We start from the raw sequence: 26,839 nt of genomic DNA on the forward strand, positions 1-26,839 counted from the left end.
GACTCAGGTCCGCCGGCTTGCGCGCTGACTGCGATAAGTATCAAGCACCACCGCCACCACGATCACCGCACCGGTGATGATGCGTTTGGTGGGTTCGGTCGCACCGATCTGCGCCAGACCTGCCGCCAGTACCGAGATGATCAGGACGCCGAAGAACGTGCTGATGACCGAACCGCGCCCGCCCATCAGGCTGGTGCCGCCGATCACGACCGCAGCGATAACTTGCAACTCCAGACCGGAGCCCGCATTCGGGTCCGCCGCTTCCAGGCGAGAAATTTGAAACAACGCAGCGATACCGGCCAACAACCCCATCAGACTGAACACCAGAATCTTGTAGGGTTTGGGATTGATCCCCGCCAGACGCACCGCCTCTTCGTTGGTGCCGATGCCGATCAGGTAACGACCGAACACCGTACGCGTCAGCACGGCCTGGGCGATGAAGATAATCAGCAAGGCGATGATGAATGACGGCGAGATGCCGAACGCGATGGGGTTGGACAGCCAGGCGAAGGCATCACCGATGTAGGCGGTGCGCGAACCGGTCATCTGGTACGCCAGGCCCCGCGCCATTTCCAGCACGCCGAGGGACACGATGAACGACGGAATCCGCCACGCCACGGTGATCGAACCGGTGATAGTCCCGGCCAATGCCGCTACCGCCATGCCGAGCAAGGCCGCAGGCAAGACGCTCCAGCCCCAACCGAGAATCGCCACGCTGACCGCCGAGGCCGCGAGCGCCAGCACCGATCCCACCGACAAATCGATACCGCCGATGATCAATACGAAGGTCATGCCGACCGCCAGCACCATCAAATCGGGAATCTGGTTGGCCAGAGTGCTGAAGGTGTCGTAAGACAGGAAATGGCTGCTCAGCATCGAGAACAGCGCGACCATCGCCAGCAAGGCACTGGCCAGGCCCAGATAAGTGCCGAGGCCGTAAAAATTGCCACTACGTTTGCCGGCCAAAGATGCAGTATTCATGGAAGATCCCTAGGCGCTGCTTCGTTGAGCAACGCATCACGTTTTTGGTAGCCGGCGAAAGCGGCGGCAAGCAAATCATCCTGGGTCCAGCTGTCACGCTCGAAAGTGTCGATCAGACGCCCTGCCGACAGCACACCGATGCGATCGCAGATCAGCATCAGTTCGCGCAAGTCGCTGGACACCACTACCAGCGCTTTGCCCTGACGGGTCAACTCACCGAGTAATGCGTAGATATCGAACTTGGCGCCGACGTCGATGCCACGGGTCGGCTCGTCGAACAGCATCACCGAGCAGTCGCGCTCGAGCCAGCGGCCGATCACGACTTTCTGCTGATTGCCGCCGGACAGCTCCGAGACCAATTGCGCCGGGCTGGAACTGCGAATGCGCATGGCGTTGATCTGACGCTGGGCCAGAGACATCTCGTCACTGTTATTGACGAAGCCACCGCTGGAAATCACCGGCATATTGCCCAAGGCAATGTTGGCGCTGATCGATTGCGTCAGCAGCAGGCCTTCGCCCTTGCGATCTTCAGTGATCAGGGCGATGCCGTGACCGACCGCGTCGGCCGGCGAACGAATACTCACCACCTGAGCCGACTCCCCCAGCGCGACGGTGCCGCTGTCGGCTGTATCGGCGCCGAAGATCAGGCGCAGCAACTCGGTGCGCCCTGCCCCGATCAAACCGGAAATTCCGAAAATTTCACCGGCGCGCACCTGGAAGGACACATCGCGAACCTTATCGGAACGGGTCAGTCCTTTGACCGTCAAGGCCGGCGCGCCGATCTTGCGCGGCCCCATGTCGATGTGCTCGCCCAATTCACGGCCGACCATCAGGGTGACCAGTTGCTCGCTGTTGTAATTGGCCATCGGCTCGACACAGACCAGGTTGCCGTCGCGCAATACAGCAATGCGCTGGGCCACCCGCGCCAGTTCTTCGAGGCGGTGGGAAATGTAGATGATCGACACGCCGCGAGCCTGCAGGCGAGTGATCTGCTCGAACAGCATTTCGACTTCACGGGCCGTGAGCATTGCTGTCGGTTCATCGAGGATCAGCACATGGCAATCGCCGATCAGGTTGCGGGCGATCTCGACCATTTGCTGATGGCCGATACCCAATTCACCGACCAAGGTATCCGGGTCGATGGCATCGAGGCCGACCTGGGCCATAGCCTCGATCGCCGCCTTGCGCAGTTGCTTGCGGCTGATCCAGCCACCGTGGCTGGGCAGGTTGTCGAGAAACAGGTTTTCCGCCACCGACAACGTCGGCAACAGATTGAGCTCTTGCATGACCATGCGGATGCCCAGCTCTTCGGCCTGGCTCCGGCTGCCGGGACGGTAATCCTGCCCCTGGAATTGCATCTGACCGGTGGTCGGTGTGACCAGCCCACCAATGATCTTCGATAAGGTGCTTTTGCCGGCGCCATTCTCGCCGGTCAACGCCAGCACTTCGCCGCGCATCAGCGTCAGGTCGATGCCGGTGAGGACAGGTTGGGCGTAGGTCTTACCGATACCGCTGACCGAGAGGACAGCGTCCGGGGTGCAAACTGACATAAAAACTCTCCATGTGCTCGCCCCAGGAGGCGAGCACTGTTGTGTCGCCAGAAAGACTACTGGGTAACCAGCTCTACCGGAGTTTCGATGACGCCGTTGACGCCGCTATCGACTTTCTCGCCTTTGATGATGTTCAGCGCGGTCTCGATGCCGAACACCGCTTGCCGGGCAGCAAACTGGTCAGCGGTGGCCAGGACGCGGCCATCCTTGAGCATTGGCTTGATGGCGTTGATGTTGTCATATCCGACCACTTGCACCTTGCCGGCCTTGCCCGCTGCGCGCACGGCAGATACTGCGCCGACGGCCATGCTGTCGTTGCCGGCCAGCAAGGCCTTGATGTTCGGGTATTCGCTGAGCATCGACGAGGCCACCTTACCGCCCTTGTCGATTTCCCAATCGCCGGACTGCAGGGACACGACCTTGATCTGCGCCGCTTCCATCGCATCCTTGAAGCCCGCCGTGCGCTGCTGGGCATTGGTGGTGGTGGAAACGCCTTCAATGATGCCGACTTCGTCACCAGCCTTCAGCTGTTTGGCCAGGTACTCACCCACCAGACGCGCGCCTTTGCGGTTATCCGGGCCTACGAACGGAACCGTGATGTTTTTGCTTTTGACGACGGCCGGATCGAGTTGGTTGTCGATGTTAATCACGGTAATACCGGCATCGACCGCTTTCTTGATGACCGGAACCATGGCCTTGGAGTCAGCTGGCGCGATGACCAGCGCATTGACCTTGGCCAGAATCATCTGCTCGACGATACGCGTCTGGCCGGCCGTGTCCGTTTCGTCCTTGATGCCGTTGGAGATCAGCTCGAAATCGCCGGAATGGTCTTTCTGGTAGGCCTTGGCGCCATCTTCCATAGTGAGGAAGAATTCGTTGGCCAAGGATTTCATGACCAGGGCGACTTTAGGTTTTTCAGTGTCGGCGAAAGCCGAAGAGAGGGGCAAAGCGGCGGATGCGGCAGCCAGCATAGCGACAGCGAGAAGACGTCCAGCGAATGGCAGCTTCATGGATTCACTCCGATCTTATGATTATTTTGAGCAACGCTTTGCGCTGGACTCTGACCTTCACGGGATCAAGCCGTCAAGGAGGCCGCGCAAACGTTTGCGTAGACCGAACTATGCGAATCCTCCCGGAATTTGTCAACGATCTGTTCTGTGGCAAAAAAATTTCCCACCGTCCTACACCAAAAGGAAAAAACTACTGTCAGAGGATTTTCTTGAATTTTAAGCAGTTGCGAAAATGCTTACAGTTAAATACTGTATGCACGTACAGCTTAATAAGGATAATTCCGTGGCCCCTCCCTCTGTCTCTCCTGACGCCTACGAACGCCTGGGTATGCGCGTTCAGAAAATCATCAATTCCCCAACCGCACAGAAAGCCAAAGCAGCACTGATCTTCCGTCTTCAGGACGAACCCGTGGACGAGTGGGAACGCTTGCTCGAAGAAATCGACGAGAACGACAACGTCACCCTCGCCCATCGCGACGATGGCGGTGTGCAGATTTTCTGGGTTGTGCCGAAGGAAGATTGAGTCGATGAGTGTCCGCTGGTTGGCTTTACTGTTTCTGCTCATCACCCTCGGCGCCCAGGCTGGCGCCCCACGCACCTTCAACGAAGCCAAGAAAGTCGCGTGGAAGTTATACGCACCGCAATCCACCGAGTTTTATTGCGGCTGCAAATACACCGGCAACCGCGTAAACCTCGCCGCCTGCGGTTACGTGCCGCGCAAAAACGCCAAGCGCGCCTCGCGCATCGAGTGGGAGCACATTGTCCCGGCCTGGCAGATCGGCCATCAGCGCGAGTGCTGGCAACAAGGCGGTCGCAAGAACTGCACGCGGTACGACCCGACCTATCAGAAAGCCGAGGCCGATCTGCACAATCTGGTGCCAAGCATCGGCGAGGTGAATGGCGATCGCAGCAACTTCAGCTTCGGCTGGTTGCCCGTGCAATCGGGTCAATACGGCTCATGCCTGACACAGGTCGACTTCAAGGCAAAGAAGGTCATGCCCCGCCCTTCCATTCGCGGCATGATCGCCCGCACGTATTTCTACATGAGCAAGCAGTACGGTTTGCGCCTGTCAAAACAAGATCGGCAACTGTATGAAGCCTGGAACAAGACCTATCCGGTACAGGCCTGGGAACGTCAGCGCAACCAGAGCGTGGCGTGCGTGATGGGGCGCGGCAACGAGTTTGTCGGCCCGGTAGACATGAAAACCTGCGACTGACCCACCGCTGAAAAAACAAAGGCCTGGGGCAGTACACCCCAGGCCTTTGTTCGTTTCTAACCGCGGCTTTTGTTATAGCACCAGTGAGTGGCCCAGACGATTACTGAGCCGTCGGGTGTTCAACGACCAGTGACTCGATGTTCCTTTTTTTCGCCCGGGTGAGCGCTGCCGTCACCTCAGCTTGCTTGGCTTCTGCCTCGGTTTTCGAATTGAACGGTCCGACCAGAATACGAACCTTTCCATTCTCCCTGATGACGTTGGAAACGAAGCTATGCTCAATCAACCAGCCGCTCAGGTCGCTGACCGCCTGGGGGGTTTCGCCGCGCACTTCGACGTCCCATTGCGGACCGGTTGTCGCCGCGGGTGCGGAAGCGACTGCCGGTTGCGGCTTTTGAGCGTCAACCCCCCTACCCTCATCGCACCCGGCCAACGTCAATAATGCGATTACCAAGGCCATTTTGCGCACAACGCTTCCCTCTGAATGCTGAAAGCTGCGATTTTAACACTCATGGATCCGTCTCGAGCGCCGCAAATTTGGCGCAAAACAACGAGAATGATGGTTGCGGCCTCTGTATAGTTACACCTTGGGAATTAATGCAGCATCTGCGCGTCAGAAAGAGGCACCCAAACTGCGAGACTTCGCACTAATCTATACCTATACCGACCTCTGCACTGTCCGAATCAGGTGCCCTACAAAGCAATCAAGGAGAAAACCATGCTGATACTCACCCGCAAAGTCGGTGAAAGCATAAACATCGGTGACAATATTACGATCACCATTCTGGGCGTTAGCGGCCAGCAAGTCAGGATTGGCATCAACGCCCCGAAAGACGTTGCGGTGCATCGCGAAGAAATCTATCAACGCATTCAGGCTGGCCTGACCGCCCCAGACAAGCCGCAAACACCCTGAATCCTGCGGTGGTCAGTAGCCAGCCCATTCAGCCTCGAATAACGGCTGGCTAAAGATTCAAGCACCGCTTCGCTCTGCGCCCAGCCTCTCTTTGCGAAACAGTCGCAACGTGGAGCCGATACTACCGCCCCGCCCCCGTCTCATACCATGACTGTCAGACGTTTCGGTTTTGCTGCGAGAAAGAGCTTCCTCCTTCTCGGCTAACCAAACGTTACCCCACGCGCCATTCCCGTGGCGGCCACGACCATCAGCACCAACAGCAGCGCTTCGATATGACTGATACGGGCAAACAGCGTTGCGCGCCCGGTATCGATCGCCGCCCCACGCCCCAGCGCAATCCGCCATTTGATCAGCACCACCATCGGCGCAATTTCAAGCAACAGGATGAAGACGAAGAGCGTCATTTTGAGATGAAACAGCGGTTGGTGGAGATAGTAATCAGTGCCTTTTCCGTACCCGCCAAAGGCTCGCATCGCACCCGTGACCAAGAGAATGACGGCAGAGATCCCCCACAGATTATCCGCCACCAAAACGCTGCGAGCCTCCCCCAACCCGGCATTCAGACGACGAAAAGCCGTGCCGCGAGTCAGTACGGCCCAGAAGCCCAGCGCAAAGGCCAAGAGGTGAATCGCCGCCAGAAACCAGTGAGCCAGCATCGACATACTCCCATCGGGACAAAGTTGAATGCGCTTTACAGTAGTAGTCCATCGTGTGGAATTTGCTCACGCATGTGGCTGTGCTGATAGGCTGCGACTCTATTGGCAAATAGCGGGCGCAAAAAAACCGGGCTCCTGATGGATACCCGGCTTTAAGAGTACTTGGGCTTAATCGATTCGTTTTGAAATCGAAGTGCGAGCGTTGCTCAACCCTTTTGTGTTGTGAACGCCGGGCGTAGATGCCGAAATGGCAGAGGCTTTCGCCACCCCTCGCGTGTCCCTGGAATGCGCAATGCCTGAAGTGACTGAGCCATGGCCGCGGTCACTGTTACGTTCGCTACCATAGTGGTTGCCACTGACGCCATGGTCCCGGACGGCTTTGCCTGTGTGATCGCTACTCAGGCCTGCGCCACGGCCATTGCTGCTGCCGCCGCCAGAATGCCCGGAACCGCCGTGGCCGCCGCTGCCACCGTTACCGCCACCGTTACCACCACCATTGCCACCGCCGTTACCGCCACCGTTACCACCACCATTGCCACCGCCGTTACCGCCGTTACCGCCGCCATCTTTCGCATATGCAGCGCTCATGATGGACAGTTCAGCAGGCAGTAATGGGGCCGCTGCCAGCATCATTACGCACGACATGACAGCAGCGAGGCTTTTATTTTTTAATAACATGGCGAATTCCGTGAGGGTTGTTTTGTATGGAGAAACTGACAATTGCAACCTTCAACAGTTCAAAAGCCGATGACCAGCGGGCAGGCAATATGCAGTTATCGAACATGCACACCGCTACCCGTGGTTTTGCTGGTCGTCATTCTGTAAGGGGCGCCTTCATATCAATCGAACGCGCCATTGAGAACCTCATAGATGATTCCAGTAGCGATCGCTATCAATATCAGGTCTGTACCAGCCTGCCGCCACTCGTAGCCATCGTAGTGCGGAAGCCTGCCGAGCAATCGACCATCGAGTTTTTTGGCAATCCCCGGCGGCAGCGGTTTTCCGCGGGCGAGATTTTTTTGAATGCCGGGGGGCAAGGCGGGCCCGGGGCTCCAGTAGTCGCGATAACCGCCCACGATTCCAAGGACGCTACTGTGGTTGACGCTGGGGCCGTGACTCCAATCGCCATCCCCTGAACCTTTGCCTTTGTTGCCATGGCCGGAATTGCCATGGTCCTGGATGTTTTGTGGATTTCCCTTGCCGCTTCCCTGGCCCTTCCCGTTTCCCGGGTCGGCCAATGCAGTCATTGAACCGGACGCCAAAGCAAGACACGTCATAGCGGCAATCAACGAGCGAGATCTAAACATATCCGTTCTCTCAGAAAGGGGATGCCCCTTGCAATGTAGACGGTTATGGCTGTGTTAGTTCAGAAACTGTGTTCACCGGAGTTGGCCACAGGGCCAGACGCAAAAATCGAACGAACGGAGAGCAGAGCTGGCCCAGTCAGTAGATAGCTGGGCCAGGTGAAACTAACAACCTTCGTCACTTCAGCCTGGCGATAACGGCCCGATCCTCTCTGCGAGAGCGAGATCCGCGCATTGGGGACATGACTGTACGAACAGCAGGGTTTCAAGCAGGAATATATTCAGGCGCTGATGGGGCACGACGAAAAGAAAATCGAGTACTTGGAGGTGGGCGCCGAATTGGCGTTTTAAGTGGGGCCTTCACAAAAGCTTTTAAATCGCAGACAACAAAAAAGGGCCCACCTTTCGGTGAGCCCTTCTAGACCGCCCAGCAGAGCGGATTTTGTTTGGTAGGCGCGATTGGACTCGAACCAACGACCCCCACCATGTCAAGGTGGTGCTCTAACCAACTGAGCTACGTGCCTGCTGTGAGGCGGCATTCTACGGAATTCCGGAGGGGTGTCAACACCTTTTTTTCACCTAACCCTATGAATATGCAAAATATTTAATTTAACGGCCGCAAAGAAGATTTTCCGCTGGCTGGCGGTCGATTTTTAACTCGGGTAGGATCGATGCACTCGTAAAATATATTAAACAGAGGCTGCAGGATGGCGAACACTCCCTACCCAGAATCCTATTACGCCGCGTCGGCCAATGCGGCGCCGCCGCGCCCGGCCTTGCAGGATGATGTAGAGACTGATGTCTGTGTCATCGGCGCCGGTTATACCGGACTGTCCTCTGCCTTGTTTCTGCTGGAGAACGGTTTTCGGGTAACGGTCCTGGAAGCCGCCAAAGTAGGTTTTGGCGCATCGGGGCGTAACGGTGGCCAGATCGTTAACAGCTACAGCCGTGATATCGATGTGATCGAGCGCAGTGTCGGCCCCAAGCAAGCTCAACTGCTGGGGCAAATGGCGTTTGAGGGTGGACGGATCATTCGTGAGCGGGTGGCCAAATACAACATCCAGTGCGACCTGAAGGATGGCGGTGTGTTCGCCGCCATCACCGCCAAGCAGATGGGCCATCTGGAATCCCAGAAGCGCCTGTGGGAACGTTTCGGCCACACGCAACTTGAGCTATTGGATCAGCGACGCATCCGTGAAGTGGTGGCTTGCGATCAATACATCGGCGGCATGCTCGACATGAGCGGCGGGCATATTCATCCGCTCAATCTTGTCTTGGGCGAGGCAGCAGCCGTGGAGTCGCTGGGCGGCACTATTTACGAGCAGTCGCCAGCGGTGCGCATCGAGCGCGGCGCCAATCCGGTGGTGCATACGCCTCAGGGTAAGGTCAGGGCCAAATTCATTATCGTCGCCGGCAACGCTTATATCGGCAATCTGGTGCCGGAACTGGCGGCCAAGTCGATGCCCTGCGGGACTCAAGTGATCGCCACCGAACCCTTGGGCGATGAATTGGCCAAGCGCCTGCTGCCTCAGGACTACTGCGTCGAAGACTGTAACTACCTGCTCGACTACTACCGCCTGAGCGCTGACAAACGCCTGATTTTCGGTGGCGGCGTGGTCTATGGCGCGCGCGATCCGGCGAACATCGAGGCGATCATTCGACCGAAGATGCTCAAGGCCTTCCCGCAACTCAAGGACGTGAAAATCGATTACGCCTGGACCGGCAATTTCCTGCTGACGCTATCGCGCCTTCCTCAGGTCGGACGGCTGGGCGACAACATCTACTATTCGCAGGGTTGCAGTGGTCATGGCGTGACGTATACACACCTGGCGGGCAAAGTGCTGGCCGAAGCCTTGCGCGGTCAGGCCGAGCGCTTCGACGCCTTTGCCGACCTGCCCCACTACCCGTTCCCCGGCGGACAATTGCTGCGTACGCCGTTCGCGGCGTTGGGCGCCTGGTATTACGGATTGCGGGACAAGTTCGGATACTGACCGATAGAGGTGAAAAGGTGCCAGCGAAGGCGTCATCACATGCGCCTTCGCCGGCAAGCCTGGCTCCTACGTAAAGCGGTTCACTCAGAAGTCGACGGTTGCCGAAAGGAGGTAGGTGCGCGGGGTCGACAACGTCAAGCCAGGCTCGCTGTCATCCGAGGCCCCGGCCGAACTCCAGTAGCGTTTGTCCGCCACGTTCTCGACATTGGCACGTAGGGTGATGTTCTTTTCGTCGATCTTGAACGCGTAGCGTGCACCTACGTCGAAACGCTCCCAGGAGTCGATTTCCTTGTTGTTGGACTGGTCCAGATACTGCGAGCTGGAATAGAGGCCGCGACTGGTCAGGGTCAGGCCCTGCACGGTCGGTACGTCCCACTCGGCGCCCAGGTTGACGTTGTATTTCGGCGTGGCCGGTGCCCGGTTGCCGTCAAAGGTGCCATTGGTGGTGTTGTTCAATTCACTGTCGATGTACATGACGCCGCCGAGCAGGCGAAAACCCTTGAGCGGCTCACCGAACACACTCAGCTCCACGCCCGTATTCTCGCGCTTGCCGTTAGGGCCGAAAACCCGCGTCGTGGCATTGGTCTCATAGGCCGGCTGCTTGATCCGGAACACCGCAGCAGTCACGGCGAACACACCCGCGTCATACTTGGCGCCGACCTCGACCTGCCGACTGATGAACGGCGGGAAAATCTCGTCCTCGTTCACAGAGGTCGACGGCGCGATCTTGCCCTGGCTCAGGCCCTCCATGTAGTTGGCATACAGCGACAGCTTATCGGTTGCCTTAAACAGGATACCGCCCGACGGCGAAACCTTTTCCTCATCGTAGGCCGTGGCACCTTTGACATCATCCGTCCAGTCGTCGACCTTCACGCGCTGCCAGCGGGCGCCGAGGGTCAGCAGCAGCCGGTCATCGAAGAAACCCAAGGTGTCGGACAACGCCATGCCGCTAAAACGATTCTCGGTGTAGACCTTCGAATCGAGTCGAGTGGGTCTTACAGGTGTTGGTGTTTCCACGGGGTCGTAGAGGTTGCTGCGGGCCGCGGCATAACGGGCGCCGCCATTTTCGAAGTCCATGTAGAAATAGCTGGCAGCCAGATTGACCTCATGACTCACCGGACCGGTATGAAACCAGTTGCGCACCCCTGCCGTGGCCGTCCGGACATTTTCGTCACGGGTGAAGTCACGCGGCTGAACGCTGAAATCGCCGGCATCATTGGTGACCGCAACGGCATGCCGAAGGAAGTCATGATTGCTTTTACGCGCGCCCACGCCTCCGTACAGCATGACGTAATCGCTGACATCGAATTCGCCGTTCACCGTCCCAAACGTGTCATTGGTACTCGCCTTGCTCCAGGGCTGCGCATAGTTGTCGCGCACATCGTTCGCGTTCGGCACCTTGGCATTGGCGCCGACCTGCACGCGCTCCTGCGGGGCGTCGGTATCACGCTCGGTGCGCCCGATGTCCGTCGAGAGTCGCAGGCGTTCACCGCGAAAATCCAGGCCCAACACGGCCATCTCGCGGTCGACACTCTGGTGATCCCATTCAGTGTCGCCGGACTGCTTCACGCCGTTGAAGCGAATACCGAACTTGTTGTCTTCACCAAAGCGCCGGCCGACATCCACGGCACCGCCGACCTGGTTGTCGGAAGCGTAGCTACCGGTAAACGAAGTGATGGGCTTGTCGGTCGCGCGCTTGGGCACCACGTTGATCCCGCCACCCACACTGCCCCGCGGCGAGATGCCGTTGAAGAGCTGGCTCGGGCCTTTGATGATATCGACGCGGTCGGCCATCTCCATATCGATCGTGTAAGTCGGCAGGACGCCGTAGAGACCGTTGTAGGCGACATCACTGTTGAACAGGCTGAACCCGCGAATGGTGAACTGCTCATAACGCCCACCCGCCGGGTTGGTGGCGCGAACCGAGGGATCACTGGCGATCAGGTCGCCCAAGGTACGAGCCTGCAGGTTTTTGACCGCCTCGCCGGTGTAGGTGGTCATGCTGAACGGCGTTTCCATGAAGTCTTTCGAGCCTAGCAAGCCTTGCGAACCGCGGCGCGCGACCTGGCCGCCGGCATACACCTCACCGTCCGCCCCGCCTGTGGCACCGAGAATCGAGGTGGGGGCCAGTTGCAGGCTGCTGCCTTCTGGCGCCGGGGTCAGCATGTAGGCTTGTTCGCCCACCGGTTGCAGTTGCAGACCGGAGCCCTGCAACAGCCGGGCAAAGCCCTCCTCGACCGCGTATTCGCCGGAAAGACCGGGACTGGTGCGACCGCCCACCAGTGCCGGGTCGACCGAGAGATTGACCCCAGACAGACCGGCGAACCGGGTCAGCGCATCGCTCAGGCTGCCGGCAGGCACCTGATAATTGCGCCGGGCACTGTCTTCGGCCCAACTGGCAGTGATGAATAACGGACTGGCACTCAGGCCCAGCAACAGGCTCAGGTGCAACAACGGACGCAGGCGGGAAGAAGCCGGGCGCGGACAGCAAGGTGCGGGCATTGATAGAGTTCTCTTGATTCGTTCACATGCCTTGAATGACAAGCGAGTCGAAAAAAGGGGACAGGCTTCATACACTATTTTTGCGCGGCTGCAACGTCACCCAATAACGGGTACGTGAATGCACCTCCAGCGGCAGGCTGGCCGCGAGCAGCGCGAGAACGCGATCGGTATCGTCCAGGCGGAAACTGCCAGTGACACGCAACGCTTCAAGCTCCGGCTCCCAACGCAGCACACCCGGCCGATAAGTGCTGAGTTCGCGCAGGAAATCTCCCAGCGGCTGGTTTTTCGCGATCAGCACGCCCTCTCGCCAACCCGGCGAAAGCACATCGAATGGGCTGATCGGCCCGACACCGATTGCTTGGAGACTGACTTGTTGACCACCGCGCAAAGCCAACACCGGCCCCTGCACAGGCTGCAATTGCACGGCGCCGTTGTACACCGATACGCGGCAACCGCGCGCCTCCTGTCGAACACAGACTTCGCTTTGGCTGACGATGATTTGTCCAAACTTCGTTTGGATCGTCAGCGGTGACGCCCCCGGCACCTTCAGCGACAGCTCGCCCTCAATCAGCTTCAAGCGCCGGCTCTGCAAATCCACATCGACGGCACTAGCCGTGTTGAGTTGCAAGGAACCGCCATCAGCGAGCTGCACCTGTTTGCGCTCCCCGGTGGCCGTATGCAGATCGGCTCGCCAGACATCCAGAGGCAATTGTCGACTGATCAACCAAGCGGCCGGCACCAACGCCACCGCACCCAATGCACGCTTGAGCACCACACGCCGACCCGGCTCGGGGCGATCCAGACTTTTGAGCGCCAATGCTGAAGGCAGACTGGCAAACCGCTGACGCAAGGCTTGAGCCTTCTGCCAAGCCTGCTCGTGACTGAAGCAACTGTCGCGCCAACGCTGCAGATTCGCACGATCCTGCTCACTGGCACTTCCAGATTCCAGCAAGGCGAGCCACTGCGCGGCAGCTCGCACTGCCTGACGGGCATCGGGCACTGGACTGTTCACAGTTCCACCAACAGGCAATGCTCATAGGCTTGCGCCATGTAGCGTTTGATCGTGCGCTCCGATACCCGCAGGCGCTCGGCGATTTGCTGATAGTTCAAACCTTCCAGCTGACTCCAGAGAAACGCCCTGCGCACTGTTGCTGGCAATCCATCGAGCAGTTCATCCAGGGCTTGCAGGGTTTCGAGCAACAACCAGCGCTGCTCGGGCGACGGCACACAGTCTTCCGGCAGCGCCGCCAGCGCCGTCAGGTAAGCCTGCTCGAGGTTTCGACGCTTATAGAAATTGCTCAGCAGGCGTTTGCCCACGGTCAGCAGATAGGCACGGGGCTCTTGCAGATCGGCAATTCGTTGAGAACTGGCGAGTAAACGCAGGAACGTATCCTGACTGAGGTCCGCCGCATCACAGCCATTGCCCATGCGTCTTCTCAACCAGCCTTCCAGCCAGCCACGGTGATCGCGGTACAGATCGTGGAAGGTTTGCTCCTTCGGCATCGCTGCATCACTCATCTCTAGAAGCCCTGTGTGCCAAGGAGTTATCGTAAATGAGAGTGATTCTAATTAATGTCGGTACTGCGAACCAAGCCCTTTGTGCATCGAATGCGCACAAAGGTCAGACCGGGAAGACGCAAGAGGAGAAAAAGCCAAATCGCAGACACAAAAAACCCCGGTCTTTCGACCAGGGTCTTTGCTATCGACTCGAAACAGGCACTGGTTTTACCGGCGGCTTGCTTCGTAGCTCCAAGGCGTTCAGTGGGCCTTGAGGCAGATATGGCGCAGCGGACGGGACTCGAACCCGCGACCCCCGGCGTGACAGGCCGGTATTCTAACCGACTGAACTACCGCTGCGTATCGCTTTGGACTTTCGCCCAAGTAACTCGTCTGATTGAAAACTCAGAAGCTTTTCAATCTCGAACCAGATAAATCTGACTCGGAAAATATGGCGCAGCGGACGGGACTCGAACCCGCGACCCCCGGCGTGACAGGCCGGTATTCTAACCGACTGCACTACCGCTGCGTATCGCTTTGGACTTTCGCCCAAGTAACTCGTCTGATTGAAAACTCAGAAGCTTTTCAATCTCGAACCAGATAAATCTGACTCGGAAAATATGGCGCAGCGGACGGGACTCGAACCCGCGACCCCCGGCGTGACAGGCCGGTATTCTAACCGACTGAACTACCGCTGCGCGTCGGTGGAGGCTTTTAAAAGCTTCCATCTTGCTTTCGCAAGACTCCCGGAAGTGGTGGGTGATGACGGGATCGAACCGCCGACATTCTGCTTGTAAGGCAGACGCTCTCCCAGCTGAGCTAATCACCCGTTTGCATCTCCGAGGCCGCGAAATTTACGCAGGTACCGAAGCTAAGTCAATACCCCGCTTGAAGTTTTTCTGAAAAAGACAAAATTGTGTCTTACACAGTCAGACCGCTTTCGCGAGCAAGCCCGCTCCCACACTGGATCTGCGGCGGAGCACAGGTTTGTGATCGACATAAATTCAGTGTGGGAGCGGCGGTGCGGCGATCCGACTTGCTCGCGAAGACGGCGGCACATTCAACATCAATGCTGGCTACATCCATCGCAGCCACGCTTGGATTTACTCGCTGTAAATCATCTTCTTGGTCATGCCACCATCGACCACGAACTCCTGGCCCGTAACGAAACCGGCGTTCTTCGACAGCAACCACGCCACCATCGCCGCCACGTCCTCGACCGTCCCCACCCTGCCCGCCGGGTGCTGGGCATGATCGGCATCGGTCAGCGGTTCGGCACGGCGCACGGAAGGATCGCGGGCATCGATCCAGCCGGGGCTGACCGCATTGACCCGGATCTCCGGGCCAAGGCTGATAGCCAGGGCGTGAGTCAGGGCCAACAAACCGCCCTTGCTCGCGGCATACGCCTCGGTGTCGGGTTCCGACTGCCCGGCGCGGGTCGAGGCCAGATTGACGATGGCGCCGTTGTGAGCGCGCAGGTACGGCGCACAGTGCTTGGCCAACAGCATCGGCCCGCCGAGATTCACCGCCAGCACCCGGTTCCAGTAGGCCAGATCGAGACTTTCCAGGGTGATGTTATGCGGATCGGCCACTGCCGCATTGCATACCAGCGCATCCAGACGCCCAAACCGTCCCAGCACCTCGGCCACGCCCAGTGCCACTTGCGCTTCATTCGCGACGTCCATGGCGATAAACCAGGCGTTTTCACCAAGCACCTTCGCCACTTTCGAACCGCGCTCCCGATCCAGATCGGTCAGCACCACCTGCCAGCCTTCGCTGATCAGCCAGGCCGCAATTCCCAGACCGATGCCGCGCGCAGCACCGGTGACCAACGCGACGCGGCCATGGGTGCCCGTGGCCGGCGTCGACAACTCAATCACAAGGCCGCCAACCCGCGCGTCAGATCGGCCTGCAGGTCTGCCACGTCTTCCAGACCGACCGCAATGCGGATCAGGCTGTCACGAATGCCCGCCGCTTCACGCTCTTGCGGCGCCAGACGGCCGTGAGAGGTGGTGCTCGGGTGCGTGATGGTGGTTTTGCTGTCGCCCAGGTTGGCCGTGATAGAGATAAGGCGCGTCGCATCGATAAAGCGCCAGGCGCCCTCTTTGCCGCCCTTGACCTCGAAACTCACGACCGCACCGAAGCCCTTCTGCTGACGCTGGGCCAGTTCGTGCTGCGGATGGCTCTGGAGACCGGCGTAATGGACTTTCTCGATACCGTCCTGCTGCTCCAGCCATTCGGCCAGTTGCTGGGCATTGGCGCAATGCGCTTTCATGCGCAGGCTCAGCGTTTCCAGCCCCTTGAGGAAGATCCAGGCGTTGAACGGGCTCAGGGTCGGCCCGGCGGTACGCAGGAAACCGACGACTTCTTTCATCTGCTCGCTACGACCGGCCACAACACCGCCCATGCAACGACCCTGGCCGTCGATGAACTTGGTCGCCGAATGCACAACGATGTCCGCGCCCAGCTTCAGCGGCTGCTGCAACGCAGGTGTGCAGAAGCAGTTGTCGACCACCAGCATCGCGCCTTTGGCGTGAGCAATTTCCGACAGCGCTTTGATGTCTACCAGTTCGGCCAGCGGGTTGGAGGGCGACTCGACGAACAGTAACTTGGTGTTGGCCTTGATCGCCGCATCCCAGCCGGATAAGTCCGCCAGGGGCACGTAATCGACTTCGATGCCGAAGCGCTTGAAGTACTTTTCGAACAGGCTGATGGTCGAGCCGAACACGCTGCGCGAGACCAGAACATGATCGCCTGCGCTGCACAGACTCATCACCACCGCCATGATCGCGGCCATGCCGGTCGCCGTGGCCACCGCTTGCTCGGCGCTTTCCAGCGCGGCAATTCGCTCTTCGAACGCGCGCACGGTCGGATTGGTGTAGCGCGAGTAAACGTTACCCGGCACTTCGCCAGCAAAGCGCGCGGCCGCGTCGGCCGCGGTACGGAACACGTAGCTGGAAGTGAAGAACATCGGATCACCGTGTTCGCCTTCCGGCGTGCGGTGCTGACCGGCGCGTACGGCCAGGGTATCGAACGCTACGCCTTCGAGGTCGCTGTCCAGCCGACCGGCATCCCAATCCTGACTCATGCTGTCACTCCTTGCCCTGCTCTTGATTTAGAGAGTCTGTAGTAGATACAAAACCGGCCCCTCAGGGCCGGTAGTTACTCAGTTGTTGTACAGATCAATGATCGCACTGACTGCCTGGGTCTTGACCTTGGAGGCATCGTTGCGTGCCTGCTCGATCTTGTTCAGGTAAGCCTCGTCGACGTCGCCGGTGACGTACTGGCCGTCGAACACCGCGCAATCGAATTTCTCGATCTTGATCTTGCCGCCACCGACTGCTTCGATCAAGTCAGGCAGATCCTGATAGATCAACCAGTCAGCGCCGATCAGGTCGGCTACGTCCTGGGTCGAACGGTTATGAGCGATCAGCTCGTGAGCGCTTGGCATGTCGATGCCGTAGACGTTCGGGTAACGCACGGCCGGTGCCGCGGAGCAGAAATAGACGTTTTTGGCGCCGGCTTCGCGAGCCATCTGGATGATCTGCTTGCAGGTGGTGCCGCGAACGATGGAATCGTCCACCAGCATCACGTTTTTGCCGCGGAATTCCAGCTCGATGGCGTTGAGCTTCTGGCGTACGGATTTTTTCCGTGCAGCCTGACCCGGCATGATGAAGGTCCGGCCGATGTAGCGGTTCTTCACGAAGCCTTCGCGGAACTTGACGCCCAAGTGGTTCGCCAGCTCCAGGGCCGCGGTGCGGCTGGTGTCCGGAATCGGGATGACCACGTCGATGTCGTGATCCGGACGCTCGCGCAAGATCTTCTCGGCAAGCTTCTCGCCCATACGCAGGCGGGCCTTGTAGACCGAGACGCCGTCGATGATCGAGTCCGGACGCGCCAGATAGACGTGTTCGAAAATGCACGGAGTCAGCGACGGGTTGGTCGCGCACTGACGGGTGTGCAGCTTGCCGTCTTCAGTGATGTAGACCGCTTCGCCCGGTGCCAGGTCGCGAATCAGGGTGAATCCGAGTACGTCCAGCGAAACGCTTTCGGAGGCGATCATGTACTCGACGCCTTCGTCGGTGTGACGCTGACCGAAAACGATCGGACGGATGCCGTGCGGATCGCGGAAACCGACGATGCCATAACCGGTCACCATCGCCACGACCGCGTAACCACCAACGCAACGGTTATGCACGCCAGTGACGGCAGCGAACACGTCTTCTTCGGTCGGCTGCAACTTGCCGCGCTGGGCCAGCTCGTGCGCGAACACGTTGAGCAGCACTTCCGAATCGGAATTGGTGTTGACGTGGCGCAAGTCAGATTCGTAAATCTCCTTGGCCAGTTGTTCAACGTTGGTCAGGTTACCGTTGTGCGCCAAGGTGATGCCGTACGGCGAGTTGACGTAAAACGGTTGAGCTTCGGCCGAGGTCGAACTGCCCGCGGTCGGGTAACGCACATGGCCAATGCCCATGTGACCGACCAGGCGCTGCATGTGACGCTGATGGAACACGTCACGTACCAGGCCATTGTCCTTGCGCAGGAATAACCGGCCATCATGGCTGGTCACGATACCGGCAGCGTCCTGGCCGCGGTGCTGGAGGACGGTTAGCGCGTCATACAGCGCCTGATTGACGTTCGACTTACCGACGATACCGACGATGCCACACATGCGACGCAACCCCTACTTAATGGATCTGAACTGAACACAACTCACTGAGGCGTTTTGACCGTCGGCAAGAGGTGCTCCTTGAACGGTATATCAGCGGGTACGCTGATTCCGCTGGCAAGCCACTGACTACTCCAACCCAGGATCAGGTTTTTGGACCAGTCTGCAACCAATAGAAATTTTGGCACGAGCTGTGACTCTTGCCACCACCCGTCCTGCTGTACCGGCCCCAGGCTCAACAGCCCGACCGCCACAACCACCAGCAACACGCCACGCGCAGCGCCGAAGGCCATGCCGAGGAATCGATCGGTCCCGGATAGCCCGGTGACGCGAACCAACTCGCCGATAAGATAATTGATCATTGCGCCTACGATTAAAGTGGCGACAAACATGATGGCACAGCCCGCGATCACGCGAGCCGACGGCGTTTCGATGTATCCGCCGAGGTACTCGGACAATGAACCACCGAACATCCAGGCAACGCCTCCTGCGATGATCCAGGTCAGCAGCGAGAGTGCTTCTTTGACGAAGCCGCGGCTCAGACTGATCAAAGCGGAGATGGCGACGATTGCAACGATCGCCCAGTCAACCCAGGTAAATGGCACAGTGCAGCCTACAGACAGATAAGGCGGCGCATTTTAGCAGAGCCCATGGCTGTCGGTAAGCTGAGATTGTCAGTGCTTTTCAAATCAGGGCGATAGTTTTAACCGCGCTCAGGCTGAAAACGCACCACAAAACCCTTGAGATTCTGCTGGCGACTCAACAAGTCACGCAGACGATCGGCTTCCGCGCGCTCGATCAGCGGTCCGACGAACACCCGATTTTTGCCATCGGCGGAGCGGATATAAGCGTTATAGCCCTGGCTGCGCAGGTTTTTTTGCAGGCTTTCAGCGCTTTCACGGCTCGACAGGCTGGCCAGTTGCACTGACCAACTGACCGACAGGCCATTGGCATCGACGCGACTTGGGGTGGTGCTCGGCTTGGTCGGTGCAGCAGCGATTGGCTGGGCAGGTGCCGGCACAGGCTTGGCGACTGGCGCCGGAGGCGTGACCGGTTTGGCAGCCGGTGGCGCTGGTGGCGCTGGTGGCGCTGCCACAGGAGCACTTGGCGCAATCGGTGTCGACGGCGCTTGCTGCTCGGCAATTTCGTCATCGCTTGGCACAGGCTCCTGCGGTAATGCCTGCGGTTCAGGCACCACCACCGGCTCGACCTGCACGTGCGGCACAGCTGGCGCTTGCGGTGCAGCCGGCGCGTCGACTCTCACCTGGCGCTGTTCGTCCTGACGGGAAAACAGCATCGGCAGGAAAATCACCGCCAGCGCCACCAGCACCAGGGCACCGACCATGCGCTGTTTGTACGCCTTATCCAGCAAAGCCATTTGCCGCTTCCTCCGTGGAGTGCCGGGCCAGCCATTCAAGGGCCTCGGCGACACAATAAAATGATCCGAACAACAGAATTTCATCGTCGCTCGTCGCCTGCGCGCACTGCCCTTCCAGGGCGGCGGCCACGCTGCCATAAGACGTTACCGAGGCGCCAAGGTTCTGCAACGCCGCGTGCAACTGCTCAACGGGCCGCGCGCGCGGCGAATCCAGCGGGGCGACAGCCCAATGCTGGACACTAGCATTCAATTCACCGACAACACCATCCAGATCCTTGTCCGCCAACAACCCGAACACCGCCAGACGCTTGCCGGCCGGCGGTCGACTGGCCAGACGACGGGCCAGGTATTCTGCCGCATGGGGGTTGTGCCCCACGTCCAGCAACACATTCAGACGCTTGCCCTGCCAGTCGAACTGACGGCGATCGAGACGACCGACCACGCGTGTCGCTTTCAGGGCTTCAATAATCTGTGTATCTACCCAAGGCAAACCGAGCAGCAGGTAAGCCTGCAATGCCAGTGCGGCGTTTTCCATCGGCAGATCGAGCAATGGCAGATCATGCAACTCGACTACACACCCCTGATCATCAAGGCCGCGCCATTGCCAGTTGTGATCGGTGATACCCAAGTCGAAATCGCGCCCACGCAGGAAAAACGGGCAATTGAGCTCGCGCGCCTTATCCAGCAGAGGTTGAGGGGGATTCAGATCGCCACAGAGCGCAGGCGCGCCCTGGCGGAAAATACCGGCCTTTTCGAAGGCCACGGATTCGCGGGTGTCGCCCAGGTAATCCGCATGATCGACACCAATGCTGGTCACCAGCGCGATATCGGCATCGACCACGTTGACGGTATCCAGACGCCCGCCCAGCCCCACTTCCAGCACCACCGCATCAAGCCCCGCCTGCTGAAACAGCCAGAACGCCGCCAGGGTGCCCATTTCGAAGTATGTCAGGGAAGTGTCGCCACGACCGGCCTCGACCGCAGCGAAGGCTTCGCACAGCTCGGCGTCAGTGGCTTCGACGCCATTGACCTGCACCCGCTCGTTGTAACGCAGCAGATGCGGAGAATTGTAGACACCGACGTTCAGGCCCTGCGCCCGCAGCAACGAAGCCACGAACGCACAGGTAGAACCCTTGCCGTTGGTGCCGGTGACCGTGATCACCCGAGGCGCCGGCTGGCCCAGTCCCATGCGGGACGCTACCTGTTGCGAACGCTCCAGCCCCATGTCGATGGCCGAAGGATGCAACTGTTCAAGGTAGGCGAGCCACTCGCCAAGGGTGCGTTGGGTCATATGTTGGCAGGCACCGGTGGAACCACGATTGGCTCGATCGGCGCGGCGACGAATTTTGGCGTCGGCAGGCCCATCATTTGTGCCAGCAGGTTACCCAGACGCGGACGCAGTTCCTGACGGTGAATGATCATGTCGATCGCACCGTGTTCCAGCAAGAACTCGCTGCGCTGGAAGCCTTCCGGCAGTTTTTCGCGAACGGTTTGTTCGATAACGCGCGGGCCGGCGAAACCGATCAGGGCTTTCGGCTCACCGACGATCACGTCGCCGAGCATCGCCAGGCTGGCGGAAACACCGCCGTAGACCGGGTCGGTCAGTACCGAGATGAACGGAATGCCTTCTTCACGCAGACGCGCCAGCACCGCGGAGGTCTTGGCCATTTGCATCAGAGAGATCAGCGCTTCCTGCATCCGCGCACCACCGGAGGCGGCGAAGCAGATCATCGGGCAACGGTTTTCCAGGGCGTAGTTGGCGGCGCGCACGAAGCGCTCACCGACGATGGCACCCATCGAACCACCCATGAAGGAGAATTCGAAGGCTGATACCACGACTGGCATGCCCAGCAAGGTGCCACTCATGGAGATCAATGCATCTTTTTCGCCGGTCTGCTTTTGCGCAGCGGTCAGGCGATCCTTGTACTTCTTGCCGTCGCGGAATTTCAGACGGTCAACCGGCTCCAGGTCCGCGCCCAGTTCGGCACGGCCGTCAGCGTCGAGGAAGATGTCAATGCGCGCGCGCGCGCCGATACGCATGTGGTGGTTGCACTTGGGGCAAACGTCCAGGGTCTTTTCCAGCTCTGGACGATACAGCACCGCCTCGCAAGACGGGCATTTGTGCCACAGACCTTCAGGCACCGAGCTCTTCTTGACCTCGGAACGCATGATCGAAGGGATCAGTTTGTCTACTAACCAGTTGCTCATGCTTTCTTTCTCCAGTACCGGCGGCCCGAACGCTCTGGTTCGCAGCCCCGCGTATGCCCTTGAGCTAAATTCATGTGTGGCGATGATCGGCGGGTGGCCGGGTCAGCGAAACTGACCTTCGTACAACCCAAAAAATCCTCAGCCTCTTTTCTACCAAGCTGTGGACGGCGGCAGTCTGCCAGCCGTCACATCATCGTAGGCTCCCGCGTACTGCTTTGATGAATGCCTGAATCTTTGCGTGATCCTTGATGCCCTTGCTCGCCTCTACTCCGCCACTGACGTCCACTGCGTAAGGCCGAACCCGGGCAATCGCCTCGGCGACGTTTTCCGGTGTCAAGCCGCCAGCCAGGATGATCGGCTTGCTCAGGCCTTGCGGTATCAATGACCAGTCAAAGGCTTCACCGGTACCGCCGGGAATGCCCTCGACATAGGTGTCGAGCAAGATCCCGCTGGCACTGGCGTAGGCATCGCAAGCGGCTGCGATGTCATCACCGGCCTTGACCCGCAACGCCTTGATGTATGGCCGATGCCAGCCTTCGCAGTCGGCCGCGGTCTCATCCCCATGGAACTGCAACAGGTCCAGCGGCACGGCATCGAGGATTTCCCCCAACTCGCAGCGGCTGGCATTGACGAACAAACCCACGGTGGTCACGAACGGCGGCAAAGCCTTGATGATCGCCCTCGCCTGCTGGAACGTCACAGCCCGCGGGCTTTTGGCGTAGAACACAAATCCGATGGCATCGGCACCGGCCTCGACCGCCGCCAACGCATCCTCTATGCGGGTAATCCCACAAATTTTGCTGCGAACGGCTGACATGTCGATAGAACCTCAGGACAAATCCGGGAAAGTCCCGGATGGTAACAAAAGCGTTCGAGGGCGTCAGCCGTCAAGTTCCGAGAAGCCGGTGAGGAAGTGTGGGCCGATGTAACGCTCGGGCAGTTCGAACTCGTCGCGATACTCGACTTGCACCAGATACAGGCCGAATGGATGGGCCGTCACCCCGCCGGACCGACGTACACGGCTTTCCAGGACTTCCTTCATCCACTCCGCGGGACGCTCGCCAGTACCGATGGTCATCAGCACCCCGGCGATGTTGCGCACCATGTGGTGCAGGAACGCGCTGGCGCGGATATCCAGCACGATCATTTTGCCATGGCGGGTTACGCGCAGGTGATGCAGCTCCTTGATCGGCGACTTGGCCTGGCACTGGCCGGCGCGGAATGCGCTGAAGTCGTGGGTGCCGACCAGATACCGAGCGGCCTCGGACATGCGCTCGACGTCCAGTGGACGGTGGTTCCAGGTGATTTCTTCGTTCAGGTGCGCCGGGCGGATCTGATCGTTGTAGATCACGTAGCGATAGCGCCGGGCAATGGCTTTGAACCGCGCATGGAAATCCGCCGGCATGACCTTGGCCCAACTGACGCTGACGTCGTGCGGCAAGTTGATGTTGGCGCCCATGACCCAGGCCTTCATCGAACGCTCGACCTGGGTATCGAAATGCACCACCTGCCCGCAAGCATGCACACCGGCGTCGGTGCGCCCGGCGCAATGCAGCGACACGGGGGAGTCGGCGACTTTGGACAAGGCCTTTTCGAGGGTTTCCTGCACCGTGGCCACACCGGAGGCCTGACGCTGCCAGCCGCGATAGCGCGAACCTTTGTATTCAACGCCCAACGCAATCCGGAAAAAGCCGTCGGCCGCCATTTCGGCGGCCGGATTATCTATATTTGCCAAGGGGTGACAGCCTGCTGATCTACGCAAAGGCAGGCATTATAAGGCCGCCGGACCGGGATGCCAGAGCCGCGTGATCTTCGTGCTCTACCCGACCGGTGCAATGCCGGATTTGATGTTGAACGCGATGCCTTCATCGCGAGCAGGCTCGCTCCCACAGGGGATTGGCGCCCGGCGCAAATAATGCAGGCAACCCCGATCAAATGTGGGAGCGGGCTTGCTCGCGAAAGCGGAGTAACTGCCTCCATGGATGTTGAATGGGATACCCCCTTCGCGAGCAAGCCCGCTCCCACAGGTAATTGGTGTCAGCCGCAAATAATGTGGACAACCCTGACCGGGGGGGATTGGTGTCTGGCGCAAATAATGCGAACAAACCCGATCCAATGTAGGAGCGAGGCTTGCCCGCGAAGGCGATCCAACAGGCGCCATCGCATCACCGCCCAAACAAAAACGGCAGCCTCGATGGGCTGCCGTTTTGTTTATGCCTTACCGATGACTCACGCCAGACGCGAGAGCATTTCCTTGGCTTCGCTCTTCTGACCGACATCACCCTCGGTCACCACCTCATTGAGGATGTCCCTAGCGCCGTCGTTGTCGCCCATGTCGATGTAGGCCTGGGCCAGATCGAGCTTTGTGGCGACTTCGTCGGTGCCGGAGAGGAAATCGAAGTCCGGCTCATCAGCCGCGGAGGCCAAGGCGTCTTCGGCGGTGAAGCTCGGCTCGCCAAGGCTCTGGGACAGACGATCCAGCTCGGCATTGACGTCGTTGAGTTCGTTTTCGAAGGCGTCAGGCTGATCCGGGGCGGCATCCATTTCATCGGCCAGTGACAGATCGAAATCCGCAGGCAACTCCAGGTCGTCGAGCGTCGGCTCGGTCACGGGCGACGCTTCGGCGGCGGGCAAATCCTTGAGATCTTCATCCAGACTCAGCAGGAAGTCGTCTTCGGCCAGCGTTTCCGGGGAGGCATTGCCGCCCAGATCCATGTCCAGGTCGAAGTCCGACAGATCGTCGAGGTTTTCCTTGATTTCAGTCTGTTGCTGCAACACCGACTCAAAGCTCAGGTCGTCGTCCAGCGGAAACCCGTCCAGCTCAGCCACCGGTTCTGGATCTGGCGCCGGTGCTGGTGCGGGCTCTAGCTCTGGGCCCGCCGCAACAACTTGCGCGATAGGAGCAGCCACATCCAGATCGTCCAGGCTCAGATCGAAGGCGCTATCAAAGTCGGACAATGCAGGTTCCGGGGCTTGCGGTTCGTCCAGTAGCAGCTCCTTGACGTATTGCGCATCCAGCTCGGCGGCGATGGCGGCGGCAGCCAGACCGCTGGCCGCCACAACCGCCATGGCCGGGAAGCGGCTTTTCAACTCTTCGACGCGGGCGAAGTTGTCGCCGTTGGCCACCAGCTGACGCTCCTGGACGACGAACGCATCGCGGTCGCCCTGCTGACCGTAGACTTCCATCAGCTTCAAGCGCAGGTCACTGCGCTGTGGCTCTTGCTTGATCGCGTCTTCCAGCAAGGCGGCGGCCTGATTCAGACGACCGCCTGCAATGTGCGACTGCGCCTGAGCCAGTACGCTGTCAGAGCGCTCGGCGGCAGGCGATATCAGTGGCGCAGCAATCGGCGGCGTCATCACAACCGGAGCAATCACCGGGGCTGGTGCAGGGGCAGGCGTTGGCGCGGTCGCAAGTTTCACGCTCGGCGGCGGAACCTCCAAACCTTCGAAGCTGCTTTCCGGCAGGTCCTGGTCGACGGAGAACTCTTGCTCCTCCTCCAGGGCACGGGCCATGCGCAGATGCTTCTCAGCCTCTTGCTGAGCTTTGCGGCGACGGGCCAGCAACAGCAGCAAGAGCAGCAGCACCACCGCACCGCCACCCACCAGACCGAGCAGAATCGGATTGGTCAGCAGCTCGTTGAACTTCTGATCGTCGGATGCGACAGGCGTCGGCTCGACGGCTTGCGGTGCAGCAGCCTCTGGCGCAGGTGTTGCCGGAGCCGCGTCCGCTGGCGTTGCCGCAGGACTGGCCGCCAGCTCAGCCGACATCGCCGGAGCGCTCGTAGCCGGTGCCGCGCCGCCTTCGGCCTGCAGTTTGGCCAGCTGATTGTTCTTCAATTCGATCAGGCGCTGCAGCTTGTCCACCTGACTTTGCAGATCGCTCATGCGGCTTTTCAGCTCAGCATTGTCACGACGAGTGGTGTCGAGGCTTTCCTGGGTGACAGCCAGTTTGTTGCTCAACGCTTTCGCATCACCAGCGGCACCTTTGCCACCCTTGCCGGTGTCGGCAGAGACCAGGCTCAGTTTGTCGGCGGCGGCTTGCGATGAAGCACCTTCACCGCGAGTGCGCTTGGTGGCATCGAGTTGCTGCTGACCGGTTCCAGGTTTCGCCACGTAGCGACGACCCTGACGCCACGCGGTGTTCTGCGCGGCAACCTCAGCGATGGCCTTGGGTTGCGGCAGGTGGGAGCTCTGTACCTGATCAGGCAAACGCAGCACCTGACCGGTTTTCAGTCGGTTGATGTTGCCGTCGATAAAGGCATCCGGGTTCAGCGCCTGGATGGCCAGCATAGTCTGCTGGATCGAACCGCCATTACGCGCCTTCGCGGCGATTTCCCATAGGGTATCGCGCGGCGTGGTGGTGTATTGCGACGATTTGGTAGCGCCGGTGACTGGCGCGGTCACCGCTTGGGCTGGCGCCGGTTGCGTGGCGGCGTCGGCGGTCTGCGGCGAGAATTTGGACGGATCGAGCAGCACGCTGTAATCGCGCAGCAGACGACCGTTGGGCCACATCACCTGAACCAGGAACTTCACCATCGGTTCGGACAGGGGTTTGCTGGACGTGACGCGCAGGATGCTTTTGCCGCTGGCGTTAAGTACCGGGGTAAAGGTCAGGTCATTGAGAAACGCCTGGCGATCGACACCAGCCTTGGCGAAATCTTCGGGCGAGGCCAGGCTCGGCACCACTTCGGCGGCCGTGAGGTCCTTGACGTCGAGCAACTCGATTTCTGCGACCAGAGGCTGGTTCAGCGTCGATTTCAGGGTCAGTTCCCCGAGCCCGAGGGCATGCGCCATACCGGAGGACAGCGCCGAGGCGGCCGCTATTGCTAACACCAGTTTGCGAACTTGAACCATAACCTCTTCCTTTGTTTGAACATTCCTCGGCCAGCGAGAAGGTGTTGATTGCCGCTGCCGTAAGGCATTGCGCGCGGCGACGAAGGGTCGTCGCGCGCGATCATTTCATTCA

General features: G+C 59.5%; 24 protein-coding genes and 5 tRNA genes. 4 read left to right on the forward strand and 25 right to left on the reverse strand.

What is annotated here, in order from left to right:
• Nucleotides 1–3: 3 nt before the first annotated feature.
• The 3 genes from IC37_RS17230 to IC37_RS17240 are packed head-to-tail and all read right to left on the reverse strand — an operon-like array spanning nucleotide 4 to nucleotide 3,541.
• A complete protein-coding gene (locus IC37_RS17230) occupies nucleotides 4–981 on the reverse strand; it encodes an ABC transporter permease (protein ID WP_030132356.1) in 978 nt (325 codons plus the stop codon).
• Nucleotides 978–2,531 carry a sugar ABC transporter ATP-binding protein gene (locus IC37_RS17235; RefSeq protein ID WP_030132357.1) on the reverse strand — a complete coding sequence of 518 codons (1,554 nt, stop codon included), beginning with the start codon at nucleotides 2,529–2,531 and terminating at the stop codon, nucleotides 978–980. Before IC37_RS17235 ends, IC37_RS17230 begins: the two co-directional genes overlap by 4 nt.
• 56 nt (nucleotides 2,532–2,587) lie before the next feature.
• On the reverse strand, nucleotides 2,588–3,541 hold the full coding sequence (locus IC37_RS17240; protein ID WP_030132358.1) for a sugar ABC transporter substrate-binding protein: 954 nt from the start codon (nucleotides 3,539–3,541) through the stop codon (nucleotides 2,588–2,590).
• Nucleotides 3,542–3,773: 232 nt separating this feature from the next.
• Between IC37_RS17240 and IC37_RS17245 the strand changes: the two genes are divergently transcribed.
• The gene (locus IC37_RS17245) at nucleotides 3,774–4,064 is read left to right on the forward strand and encodes a DUF1654 domain-containing protein (RefSeq protein ID WP_030132359.1); all 291 of its coding nucleotides are present in this window, start codon (nucleotides 3,774–3,776) and stop codon (nucleotides 4,062–4,064) included.
• Nucleotides 4,065–4,068: 4 nt separating this feature from the next.
• Nucleotides 4,069–4,758: an endonuclease gene (locus IC37_RS17250; RefSeq protein WP_030132360.1), complete on the forward strand. Its 690-nt coding sequence runs from the start codon at nucleotides 4,069–4,071 to the stop codon at nucleotides 4,756–4,758.
• 100 nt (nucleotides 4,759–4,858) lie between these two features.
• Here IC37_RS17250 and IC37_RS17255 read toward each other — a convergent pair whose 3' ends face one another.
• Nucleotides 4,859–5,224 (reverse strand): sporulation protein, encoded by a 366-nt coding sequence (locus IC37_RS17255; RefSeq protein WP_030132361.1) that lies wholly within the window; start codon nucleotides 5,222–5,224, stop codon nucleotides 4,859–4,861.
• A 249-nt stretch (nucleotides 5,225–5,473) separates the two neighbouring features.
• Between IC37_RS17255 and csrA the strand changes: the two genes are divergently transcribed.
• The gene (gene csrA, locus IC37_RS17260) at nucleotides 5,474–5,668 is read left to right on the forward strand and encodes a carbon storage regulator CsrA (protein WP_007905913.1); all 195 of its coding nucleotides are present in this window, start codon (nucleotides 5,474–5,476) and stop codon (nucleotides 5,666–5,668) included.
• Between the two features lie 200 nt (nucleotides 5,669–5,868).
• On the opposite strand, the gene IC37_RS17265 is transcribed toward csrA, so the two are convergent.
• The 4 genes from IC37_RS17265 to IC37_RS17285 form a co-directional block, all read right to left on the reverse strand.
• Complete coding sequence (locus IC37_RS17265; RefSeq protein WP_030132362.1) at nucleotides 5,869–6,324, reverse strand: DUF2214 family protein; 456 nt, start codon at nucleotides 6,322–6,324, stop codon at nucleotides 5,869–5,871.
• 168 nt (nucleotides 6,325–6,492) lie between these two features.
• Nucleotides 6,493–7,002, reverse strand: coding sequence for a hypothetical protein (locus IC37_RS30580; protein WP_081729429.1), 510 nt, complete (start codon nucleotides 7,000–7,002; stop codon nucleotides 6,493–6,495).
• 161 nt (nucleotides 7,003–7,163) lie between these two features.
• Nucleotides 7,164–7,631, reverse strand: coding sequence for an anti-virulence regulator CigR family protein (locus IC37_RS17275; RefSeq protein ID WP_081729430.1), 468 nt, complete (start codon nucleotides 7,629–7,631; stop codon nucleotides 7,164–7,166).
• A 444-nt stretch (nucleotides 7,632–8,075) separates the two neighbouring features.
• Nucleotides 8,076–8,152, reverse strand: a tRNA-Val gene (locus IC37_RS17285).
• Nucleotides 8,153–8,335: 183 nt separating this feature from the next.
• Here IC37_RS17285 and IC37_RS17290 point away from each other — a divergent pair.
• Nucleotides 8,336–9,619 (forward strand): FAD-binding oxidoreductase, encoded by a 1,284-nt coding sequence (locus IC37_RS17290; protein WP_030132365.1) that lies wholly within the window; start codon nucleotides 8,336–8,338, stop codon nucleotides 9,617–9,619.
• 84 nt (nucleotides 9,620–9,703) lie between these two features.
• On the opposite strand, the gene IC37_RS17295 is transcribed toward IC37_RS17290, so the two are convergent.
• The 17 genes from IC37_RS17295 to IC37_RS17375 form a co-directional block, all read right to left on the reverse strand.
• Nucleotides 9,704–12,121 (reverse strand): TonB-dependent receptor, encoded by a 2,418-nt coding sequence (locus tag IC37_RS17295; RefSeq protein WP_030132366.1) that lies wholly within the window; start codon nucleotides 12,119–12,121, stop codon nucleotides 9,704–9,706.
• A gap of 67 nt (nucleotides 12,122–12,188) precedes the next feature.
• Nucleotides 12,189–13,133, reverse strand: a complete 945-nt coding sequence (locus tag IC37_RS17300; protein WP_030132367.1) for a FecR domain-containing protein — start codon at nucleotides 13,131–13,133, stop codon at nucleotides 12,189–12,191.
• Nucleotides 13,130–13,639 carry a sigma-70 family RNA polymerase sigma factor gene (locus IC37_RS17305; RefSeq protein WP_030132368.1) on the reverse strand — a complete coding sequence of 170 codons (510 nt, stop codon included), beginning with the start codon at nucleotides 13,637–13,639 and terminating at the stop codon, nucleotides 13,130–13,132. The genes IC37_RS17300 and IC37_RS17305 overlap by 4 nt, the downstream gene beginning before the upstream one ends.
• A 262-nt stretch (nucleotides 13,640–13,901) precedes the next feature.
• Nucleotides 13,902–13,978: transfer RNA gene (locus IC37_RS17310), tRNA-Asp, on the reverse strand.
• Nucleotides 13,979–14,070: 92 nt separating this feature from the next.
• A tRNA-Asp gene (locus tag IC37_RS17315) sits at nucleotides 14,071–14,147 on the reverse strand.
• A 92-nt stretch (nucleotides 14,148–14,239) separates the two neighbouring features.
• Nucleotides 14,240–14,316, reverse strand: a tRNA-Asp gene (locus tag IC37_RS17320).
• A 55-nt stretch (nucleotides 14,317–14,371) separates the two neighbouring features.
• A tRNA-Val gene (locus IC37_RS17325) sits at nucleotides 14,372–14,447 on the reverse strand.
• A gap of 274 nt (nucleotides 14,448–14,721) precedes the next feature.
• A complete protein-coding gene (locus IC37_RS17330; RefSeq protein WP_030132369.1) occupies nucleotides 14,722–15,498 on the reverse strand; it encodes an SDR family oxidoreductase in 777 nt (258 codons plus the stop codon).
• The gene (locus IC37_RS17335; protein WP_030132370.1) at nucleotides 15,495–16,706 is read right to left on the reverse strand and encodes an O-succinylhomoserine sulfhydrylase; all 1,212 of its coding nucleotides are present in this window, start codon (nucleotides 16,704–16,706) and stop codon (nucleotides 15,495–15,497) included. Before IC37_RS17335 ends, IC37_RS17330 begins: the two co-directional genes overlap by 4 nt.
• A 78-nt stretch (nucleotides 16,707–16,784) precedes the next feature.
• A complete protein-coding gene (gene purF / locus IC37_RS17340; RefSeq protein ID WP_030132371.1) occupies nucleotides 16,785–18,290 on the reverse strand; it encodes an amidophosphoribosyltransferase in 1,506 nt (501 codons plus the stop codon).
• Nucleotides 18,291–18,331: 41 nt separating this feature from the next.
• A complete protein-coding gene (locus IC37_RS17345; protein WP_030132372.1) occupies nucleotides 18,332–18,892 on the reverse strand; it encodes a CvpA family protein in 561 nt (186 codons plus the stop codon).
• Between the two features lie 98 nt (nucleotides 18,893–18,990).
• Complete coding sequence (locus IC37_RS17350) at nucleotides 18,991–19,665, reverse strand: SPOR domain-containing protein (RefSeq protein ID WP_030132373.1); 675 nt, start codon at nucleotides 19,663–19,665, stop codon at nucleotides 18,991–18,993.
• Entirely contained in the window at nucleotides 19,649–20,956 is a 1,308-nt protein-coding gene (folC, locus tag IC37_RS17355) for a bifunctional tetrahydrofolate synthase/dihydrofolate synthase (RefSeq protein ID WP_030132374.1), read from the reverse strand. Before folC ends, IC37_RS17350 begins: the two co-directional genes overlap by 17 nt.
• Nucleotides 20,953–21,873 (reverse strand): acetyl-CoA carboxylase, carboxyltransferase subunit beta, encoded by a 921-nt coding sequence (accD, locus tag IC37_RS17360; RefSeq protein ID WP_007905946.1) that lies wholly within the window; start codon nucleotides 21,871–21,873, stop codon nucleotides 20,953–20,955. Before accD ends, folC begins: the two co-directional genes overlap by 4 nt.
• A gap of 190 nt (nucleotides 21,874–22,063) precedes the next feature.
• Nucleotides 22,064–22,690 (reverse strand): phosphoribosylanthranilate isomerase, encoded by a 627-nt coding sequence (locus IC37_RS17365; protein WP_030132375.1) that lies wholly within the window; start codon nucleotides 22,688–22,690, stop codon nucleotides 22,064–22,066.
• A 63-nt stretch (nucleotides 22,691–22,753) separates the two neighbouring features.
• The gene (gene truA / locus IC37_RS17370) at nucleotides 22,754–23,578 is read right to left on the reverse strand and encodes a tRNA pseudouridine(38-40) synthase TruA (RefSeq protein WP_030132376.1); all 825 of its coding nucleotides are present in this window, start codon (nucleotides 23,576–23,578) and stop codon (nucleotides 22,754–22,756) included.
• A 524-nt stretch (nucleotides 23,579–24,102) separates the two neighbouring features.
• Nucleotides 24,103–26,727 carry a FimV/HubP family polar landmark protein gene (locus tag IC37_RS17375; protein ID WP_030132377.1) on the reverse strand — a complete coding sequence of 875 codons (2,625 nt, stop codon included), beginning with the start codon at nucleotides 26,725–26,727 and terminating at the stop codon, nucleotides 24,103–24,105.
• Between the last annotated feature and the right edge of the window lie 112 nt (nucleotides 26,728–26,839).

Source organism: Pseudomonas sp. QTF5, assembly GCF_000512695.2.
In the GTDB taxonomy this organism is placed as follows: domain Bacteria; phylum Pseudomonadota; class Gammaproteobacteria; order Pseudomonadales; family Pseudomonadaceae; genus Aquipseudomonas.

Coding starts and splice junctions, on each gene's coding strand:
- IC37_RS17230 (WP_030132356.1), bottom strand. CDS start 981: ATGAATACTGCATCTTTGGCCGGCAAACGTAGTGGCAATTTTTACGGC.
- IC37_RS17235 (WP_030132357.1), bottom strand. CDS start 2,531: ATGTCAGTTTGCACCCCGGACGCTGTCCTCTCGGTCAGCGGTATCGGT.
- IC37_RS17240 (WP_030132358.1), bottom strand. CDS start 3,541: ATGAAGCTGCCATTCGCTGGACGTCTTCTCGCTGTCGCTATGCTGGCT.
- IC37_RS17245 (WP_030132359.1), top strand. CDS start 3,774: ATGCTTACAGTTAAATACTGTATGCACGTACAGCTTAATAAGGATAAT.
- IC37_RS17250 (WP_030132360.1), top strand. CDS start 4,069: ATGAGTGTCCGCTGGTTGGCTTTACTGTTTCTGCTCATCACCCTCGGC.
- csrA (WP_007905913.1), top strand. CDS start 5,474: ATGCTGATACTCACCCGCAAAGTCGGTGAAAGCATAAACATCGGTGAC.
- IC37_RS17265 (WP_030132362.1), bottom strand. CDS start 6,324: ATGCTGGCTCACTGGTTTCTGGCGGCGATTCACCTCTTGGCCTTTGCG.
- IC37_RS30580 (WP_081729429.1), bottom strand. CDS start 7,002: ATGTTATTAAAAAATAAAAGCCTCGCTGCTGTCATGTCGTGCGTAATG.
- IC37_RS17275 (WP_081729430.1), bottom strand. CDS start 7,631: ATGTTTAGATCTCGCTCGTTGATTGCCGCTATGACGTGTCTTGCTTTG.
- IC37_RS17290 (WP_030132365.1), top strand. CDS start 8,336: ATGGCGAACACTCCCTACCCAGAATCCTATTACGCCGCGTCGGCCAAT.
- IC37_RS17295 (WP_030132366.1), bottom strand. CDS start 12,121: ATGCCCGCACCTTGCTGTCCGCGCCCGGCTTCTTCCCGCCTGCGTCCG.
- IC37_RS17305 (WP_030132368.1), bottom strand. CDS start 13,639: ATGAGTGATGCAGCGATGCCGAAGGAGCAAACCTTCCACGATCTGTAC.
- IC37_RS17335 (WP_030132370.1), bottom strand. CDS start 16,706: ATGAGTCAGGATTGGGATGCCGGTCGGCTGGACAGCGACCTCGAAGGC.
- purF (WP_030132371.1), bottom strand. CDS start 18,290: ATGTGTGGCATCGTCGGTATCGTCGGTAAGTCGAACGTCAATCAGGCG.
- IC37_RS17350 (WP_030132373.1), bottom strand. CDS start 19,665: ATGGCTTTGCTGGATAAGGCGTACAAACAGCGCATGGTCGGTGCCCTG.
- folC (WP_030132374.1), bottom strand. CDS start 20,956: ATGACCCAACGCACCCTTGGCGAGTGGCTCGCCTACCTTGAACAGTTG.
- accD (WP_007905946.1), bottom strand. CDS start 21,873: ATGAGCAACTGGTTAGTAGACAAACTGATCCCTTCGATCATGCGTTCC.
- IC37_RS17365 (WP_030132375.1), bottom strand. CDS start 22,690: ATGTCAGCCGTTCGCAGCAAAATTTGTGGGATTACCCGCATAGAGGAT.
- truA (WP_030132376.1), bottom strand. CDS start 23,578: ATGGCGGCCGACGGCTTTTTCCGGATTGCGTTGGGCGTTGAATACAAA.
- IC37_RS17375 (WP_030132377.1), bottom strand. CDS start 26,727: ATGGTTCAAGTTCGCAAACTGGTGTTAGCAATAGCGGCCGCCTCGGCG.